This is a genomic window from Thioclava indica (assembly GCF_000714545.1).
GTDB classification, from domain to species: Bacteria; Pseudomonadota; Alphaproteobacteria; order Rhodobacterales; family Rhodobacteraceae; genus Thioclava; species Thioclava indica.
The window spans coordinates 1-6,077 of the sequence record NZ_AUNB01000068.1; the positions used below are offsets into that span (position 1 = coordinate 1).

At 58.6% G+C, this 6,077-nt stretch carries 5 protein-coding genes and 1 pseudogene; 1 reads left to right on the plus strand and 5 read right to left on the minus strand.

Going from position 1 to position 6,077, the window contains the following annotated elements; genetic code table 11:
* Positions 1-955, minus strand: a 955-nt coding sequence (locus DT23_RS15925; protein ID WP_038132843.1) for an IS5 family transposase, incomplete at its 3' end; no start/stop codon positions are given.
* A 318-nt stretch (positions 956-1,273) separates the two neighbouring features.
* The gene (locus tag DT23_RS15930; RefSeq protein WP_240473644.1) at positions 1,274-2,365 is read right to left on the minus strand and encodes an IS110 family RNA-guided transposase; all 1,092 of its coding nucleotides are present in this window, start codon (positions 2,363-2,365) and stop codon (positions 1,274-1,276) included.
* Between the two features lie 57 nt (positions 2,366-2,422).
* Here DT23_RS15930 and DT23_RS15935 point away from each other — a divergent pair.
* A pseudogene (locus tag DT23_RS15935) lies at positions 2,423-2,962 on the plus strand (IS6 family transposase); the annotation flags it as partial.
* A gap of 114 nt (positions 2,963-3,076) precedes the next feature.
* Here the strand turns inward: DT23_RS15935 and DT23_RS15940 are convergent.
* From DT23_RS15940 to DT23_RS15950, 3 genes are read right to left on the minus strand one after another with little or no spacing between them, the layout of a single operon-like run.
* Positions 3,077-4,645: an Eco57I restriction-modification methylase domain-containing protein gene (locus DT23_RS15940; RefSeq protein WP_205618261.1), complete on the minus strand. Its 1,569-nt coding sequence runs from the start codon at positions 4,643-4,645 to the stop codon at positions 3,077-3,079.
* A gap of 14 nt (positions 4,646-4,659) precedes the next feature.
* Positions 4,660-5,619, minus strand: coding sequence for a XamI family restriction endonuclease (locus tag DT23_RS15945; RefSeq protein ID WP_038132846.1), 960 nt, complete (start codon positions 5,617-5,619; stop codon positions 4,660-4,662).
* Positions 5,620-5,787 carry a hypothetical protein gene (locus tag DT23_RS15950; protein WP_156023988.1) on the minus strand — a complete coding sequence of 56 codons (168 nt, stop codon included), beginning with the start codon at positions 5,785-5,787 and terminating at the stop codon, positions 5,620-5,622. It lies immediately after the preceding gene.
* Positions 5,788-6,077: the final 290 nt, after the last annotated feature.

Here is a 6,077-nt window from a genome sequence, read left to right on the forward strand (position 1 = left end):
CCGCGTCAATAACTTGACGATGCCACCCCACGACCTCAGTGACAGGTATGCCGAGCGCGGTGTAGCCATTCAGGACGGCTATGCGGATCTGGAGTTCAGCGACCTGACGGTCGAAGTCCCGCGCCATGAGGCGCTGCCCCAGCAGTTTCACACAGTGCATCTTCGTTTCGACGCGGCTTCGGCGGTGATAACCGCTCCAGTTTCGCCAGAGCGCCCGACCGAGATACTTCGACGCCCGTAAGGCTTCGTTTCGTGCGACCGCTCCGAGGGTGTTCGGCTTCCATGGTTTTGCGTTCTTGCGGGGTGGGATGACGGCGGCAGCGCCTCGATCCGCAATGGCATCATGGCACTTGCGCGTGTCATAGGCGCCGTCTGCGGTGACGCTACCGATCTCCTGTTCGGGTGAGATCTGATCGAGCAATTCCGGCAGCATGGGCGCGTCGCCGATGCCACTGCTGGTGAACTCAACGGCTCGGATCTCCAGCGTTTGCTCGTCAATCCCGAGGTGGATTTTGCGCCAGACCCGCCGTTTGGAACCCCCATGCTTGCGCGCATTCCACTCGCCTTCACCCTCGACCTTGATGCCGGTGCTGTCGATCAGCAGGTGCAAAGGCCCCTTCGAGCCGCGATACGGGATGTTCACGGCCAAGGTCTTCTGGCGGCGGGACAGCGTGCTGAAGTCGGGCACTGCCCAGTCCAAGCCGATCAGTTTCAGCAGGCTCTCGACAAACCCGGTCGTCTGCCGAAGCGCCATGCCGAACAAGACCTTCATTGAAAGGCACGTCTGGATGGCGGCGTCACTGTAGGTTTGCTGGCGGCCACGACGGCCTGTCGGCGCGGCATCCCAGGTCATCTCAGGGTCAAGCCAGATCGTTAGCGAGCCCCGGCGCTTGAGCGCTTCATTGTAGGCCGGCCAGTTCTTGATCTTGTAGGTCGGGGGTGTGGGTCTGCTCATGACGCCCAGCTACCATACTGGATTCACGAGATGAATCCCTGCAGGGATTTACGCAACATGTATAACCGCCCCTTGCGCAAGAGGAAACTTCAGAGCTGATTTTGGCGCGTCACCGGGTGCTGACATGTATCCGGCCTCATGATGCGGCGTTCCAGATGCCGCGGGCCCGTATGGTGTTCGAAGGTCGGGTCCAGATCAAAGCCGCGTGCTCGATGGCACTCTGTTGCGCACTGGTTCTCCCGATCCCGTCTCACGACTGTTGCGCCAAACCTCTCCTTGCCCTCTTGTGCTCCGACGTTCTCGCGACCTACAGCGGGCTTATGCCGCCACGGCCGGAGACTGGTAAACGCCACCGCGGGCCATCAGGGCCCAGACGATGCGCGCCATCTTGTTCGCCAGCGCCACCCGCACCAGCATTGGTGGCTTGCGTGACAGCATCCCGCCCAGCCATGTGCCTGGCTGGGCTGCAGCATGGGTATGCCGCTTGATGATGACGCTGTTGGCTCCAATGATCAGGAGGCGTCTCAGGGATCGCTCGCTCATCTTCGTCGTGGCCCCCAGCCGCTGCTTGCCGCCAGTTGAATGCTGGCGGGGCGTGAGCCCGAGCCAGGCCGCAAAGTCTCGAGCCTTGCGGAAAGTTTCGGGCGGCGGCGCAAGGGTCGCTATGGCCGTCGCGATAAGCGGGCCGATACCGGGCACCGTCATCAGTCGCCGCGCCAGGTCGTTCTCCTTGGCGCGACGGGCGATCTCCGCATCGAGCTCCTTGATCTCTGCTTCCAGGTGCGCGAGTGCCGCGATCAAGGTCTTGAGCGTGGGAATGGCATCGGCTGGCAAGCCGCTTGTCGGGTCTTCGACGATTGCAATCAACTTCGATGCATTCGCGGCCCCCTGTGGCACGACCTGTCCGAACTCGCTCAAATGCCCTCGCAGTGCATTGATGGCCTGGGTCCGCTGCCGGATCAGAAGCTCGCGCACGCGAAACACCATCGCCGCGCCCTGCGTCTTTTCGCTCATCACAGGCACGAAGCGCATCGTCGGACGCAGCGCGGCCTCGCAGATCGCCTCGGCATCGGCCGCATCGTTTTTCTGACGCTTCACAAAGGGCTTCACGTAGGCGGGAGGGATAAGCCGCACCTCATGTCCCAGCTTGCCGATCTCGCGCCCCCAGAAATGAGCGCCGCCACAGGCCTCCATCGCGACGACACAGGACGGAAGCTGACTGAAGAACTCCAGAACCTGAGCCCGCCGCAACCTCTTGCGCAGGACGGCATGGCCAGTGCCATCGGCCCCATGCAACTGAAATACATTCTTCGCCAGCCTATCGGCGATTGCTACGCATTCGCCTGTCAGCCAACGGATCGAGCCCGACCGTGATAATCTCCGACATGACCGTCCTCCTTTGTGGATCATCGCAGACCCACCTTGGCACATCGATGCCGTCGGGGGGCGGTCACATCATCAGAGCCCCGCTGGGTTGTAAAATACTCCCCCGAGATCGCCACCAATGCGCAGCGCCAAAAGCGCAAGTTGGTCGGAACTTGGCGTGTAGACGAGACTTATATCAAGGTTCGCGGTAAGTGGATGTATTTGTACAGAGCCACGGACCGCTGGGGGAAAACCCTTGATTTTATGCTCTCCGAACGGCGTGATACGGCTGCTGCGCGGCGCTTCTTCAAGCAGGCTATCGCTACAAATGGCCAACCTGTGCTGGTCAATATCGACAAAAGCGGTGCCAATTTTTCAGGGCTTCAGGCGGTCAACGTGATCCTCAAGTTTACGGGCAATGGGCAGCTGATTACCATCAGGCAAAAGAAATACCTCAACAATATTCTCGAACAAGATCACAGGTTCATTAAGCGCATCACTGGGCCCATGCTCGGTTTCAAAGCCATCCGCTCGGCCATGGCAACCATTGCCGGCATCGAGACCGCACATATGATCCGAAAAGGTCAGTTCGACCTAAACGGCCTTTCCGATTTCCAGCAATTTGCCGCGCTCGCAGCATAATTCTGCCCGAAGATAAGCTCGCCTCAAGCCGAACAAAAAATTGCAACAGAACCGGACATATACCACAGGCGACAGGTAGCACAAAAGAAGAACACACACGATAAGCGCGGGATGCTATGCGACGGCCTTCTCGAATAAGCCTAGCTGCTCTTGCAGCGGCTTGGTCTCTGGCAGACGTGCGATAAGGTCTTCGGCGGGAAAGCCGCGCAGCTCCTTCGGTTCCAGCTTGTGCAAGCCGCCGCCATATACGCGGCCATGCCCTACCAGCTCCGCTTCGTCGATCTCGTTCAAGAACTCCCAAACAGCGCGCATGATCTCCGGGTTGTTCTCGGTGGCGCGTGCCAAGAACGGCTTCGGATAGAGCATCAGAAACACATTGCAGGCGGTCGCGTCTGACTGGTTCAGGATGAACCGGAAAGGTTTGCCCCCTGCCCTGCTCCGCCCCATGTAGGTGCAAACAATCGGCGCGGCGGGCCGCTTCTCCTGGACATACCAAGGTTTGCGCGATCGGCACAGATAGCGATCGGCAACAGATTTCTCGCCCTTCTTGCCGGTGGCTAGATAGGCTTCAAGCGCCGGATAGCGCTGTGCGATCTCGTCTTCGGACAGGCGTGTATCTAGCAAAAAAAGCTGTTTTTCGATCTGCGGCAAGCCGTTCTTGTCGGCTCTGATTTCGTCTTCGGGAAGGTAACGCGAACCGGGCAGAACCGGCGTAAAGCATTCCATCGGCAAGCCGCGCTCTTCGATCTGGTCGCGGTCCATGATGAAAAAGCTATTATCGCCGGTCGCAAGACCGCGCTTGATATCGAACAAGTCCCCTAGCGAGATTCCGGCCCTCTGGGTGGCTTTGTCGGCCTGGGGATAGCGGGTCCATTTCGCCTCCTTGGCAAGCTCTGTCGCGGCAACCGCGCGCGAAAGCGCGGGCTTTGCCAGCGTGCCACCATAGGAAAACATGACGGCATGATCTTTTGGCGGCGGTGTGTTTTTGATCCAGACCACGGCAGAAGACACGAGCGCATCTTCAAACTGAACGTCCTGCGGGTCGTAGCGGTGGATTTGTAGAAGCGTGACCTTCTCTAGCAGGTAGCGTTTGAGCATTCGCCCATAATTCACGCCCATGAACTCGCTCGGTATGAGCCATGCGGCAATGCCGTCTTCGGCCATGAACGGATGCGATAGCCCCATGAAATAGCAATACAGGCCGGACAGACCGTTGATCTTCACGCCGCAAGCGTCTTCGGTGCGAGATTGCAGCTCCGCTTTTTGTGCGCCGTCCAGGTGGTGATGCCGCACATAGGGCGGGTTGCAGATAAGAAGGTTGGCCCCCTGCCCTTCCGGCGCGGCCCCTGTGAAGTCGCCAAGGCGGATATCGAGCGGCGTATCCTGCCAGAGCTGCCGTGCTGGCTCGCCATAGTGCGGGTCGATCTCAAACCCTGTAGCGCTTTCGATCTGTTCTTCCGGCGCGACGGCACGCAAGGCGGAATAGAAGGAGCCGGTGCCGATGCCGGGATCAAAGAAAGTGATTTTCTCGCGCTCCGGCAAAAGACGGATACCGTGGGTCAGGATTTCACGGGCAAGCGCGGTTGGGGTTGCAAACTGCCCCATGCGGTTGCGGTCTTCGGCGGTTTTGCCGCCGTCGAGCTGGGCTTGCAGCTCAAGGCGTTTTGCTTCGAGGGCGTCCATGTCCAGTGATCCCGTCATAATGCAAACCCTTCTAGATCGTCCACGCGATGCTCCCACACCCAGTCAATGCCCTCGGCGGCTTCGTAGCCGAGATAACCGCTGTCGAAGTAGCCGCAGAGAAACAGGATAAACTGAACGTCCGCGCCGTAGGTGTGCCGGAGCTGGTTGACCTTCTGGGCTTCTTCCTTGCGGCGCTTGTTGGTGTTGGTGAAGTCACCGGCAGATTTGGCCTCAACCAAGAGCGGAAAATCGCCCTCCTTGGCGGTACGGCGCATGATAACGGCATCAACGGGAATATTGATCGCCCTGTTGCCGTCTTCGCCGCCTACGGGGACATTCATGCGGAATGAGTACGTGCCAGAGGGCATGTCGCGGAACGTGCCGTTAAAGCCGTCCGGTAGCCTTTTGTAGCCGCGCGCTTCCAGCCATTCCGCAACGTAGGCAAGTTGGCGGCGCTCCTGGGCGTTCCGAATGATCGGGTTTGCGACGCTGCCGCAAAGGCGGTCAGCCACGATGGTCGCGGCGCGGTGAATTTCTGTCTCGGTGGGCGGATCGTCCCGCCCGATCCACACGAAAATATCAGGATCAGCCATCTTTTCGATGATATCGCCGATCATGGTAAGCCCGGCGTCAAGGTCTGCTCGCTTCATCCTGGCGGGCAATTTGTTCTGTTCCAGATTTTTCACAAGGTTAGGCGATACACCGGCAAGCCCGATGATCCGGTCAACGGCCAAAGGCGGGCATGTTGACATGCGAAGCGTTGGCAGAACCCCCGGCCACTTCCGAAGGATATCCGGTGTTACGTCTGTCAGGTTTGCGGTGTTCGCAAGCGCGGACTCAACGCTCTTTGTGGCCTCGATCCGTGTATCGCGGAAGGCTTTGGGCGCAAAATCCATGAACCATTGGTTATACATATCGACCGATAGCGCGATATCGGCCTTCCAGTTCTGTGGTTTATCGAGGTTTATGGGCATTTAGGTATTCTTGGCTTTTTTGTTTTCATTGTAGAGCGTCCACATTTCCTCAAAGAGCTTGCGAAGTGATATGCCGCGTTCTGCGGCTTCTTTCTTCACTTCCACGGCAAGCACAGGTGACATGGAAAACCCTATGATCTTGCGCGGGTTCTTGTGAGTATCGGGCATGGCATGATTCCTCTTTTGCTTCATTGTCGACACGTCGACCTTGCCGTCAAGCATAATACTAGATGTTGGGTCAAAAAGGTGTGGATAGGCACTTCTCGCCTAGCATTAGTGACACCCCTGTATCTGCCTTACACCCCTCGAAGGGGCTTTGATGATGTGACCGCCCCCCGACGGCATCGATGTGCCAAGGTGGGTCTGCGATGATCCACAAAGGAGGACGGTCATGTCGGAGATTATCACGGTCGGGCTCGATCTGGCGAAGAGGCATCGTCAAGTTATTGACGCGGCTT

Excerpts from the sequence above, each read along its gene's own strand:
- DT23_RS15930 (WP_240473644.1), bottom strand. The coding sequence starts at position 2,365 with ATGATCCACAAAGGAGGACGGTCATGTCGGAGATTATCACGGTCGGGC.
- DT23_RS15940 (WP_205618261.1), bottom strand. The coding sequence starts at position 4,645 with ATGGACGCCCTCGAAGCAAAACGCCTTGAGCTGCAAGCCCAGCTCGAC.
- DT23_RS15945 (WP_038132846.1), bottom strand. The coding sequence starts at position 5,619 with ATGCCCATAAACCTCGATAAACCACAGAACTGGAAGGCCGATATCGCG.
- DT23_RS15950 (WP_156023988.1), bottom strand. The coding sequence starts at position 5,787 with ATGCCCGATACTCACAAGAACCCGCGCAAGATCATAGGGTTTTCCATG.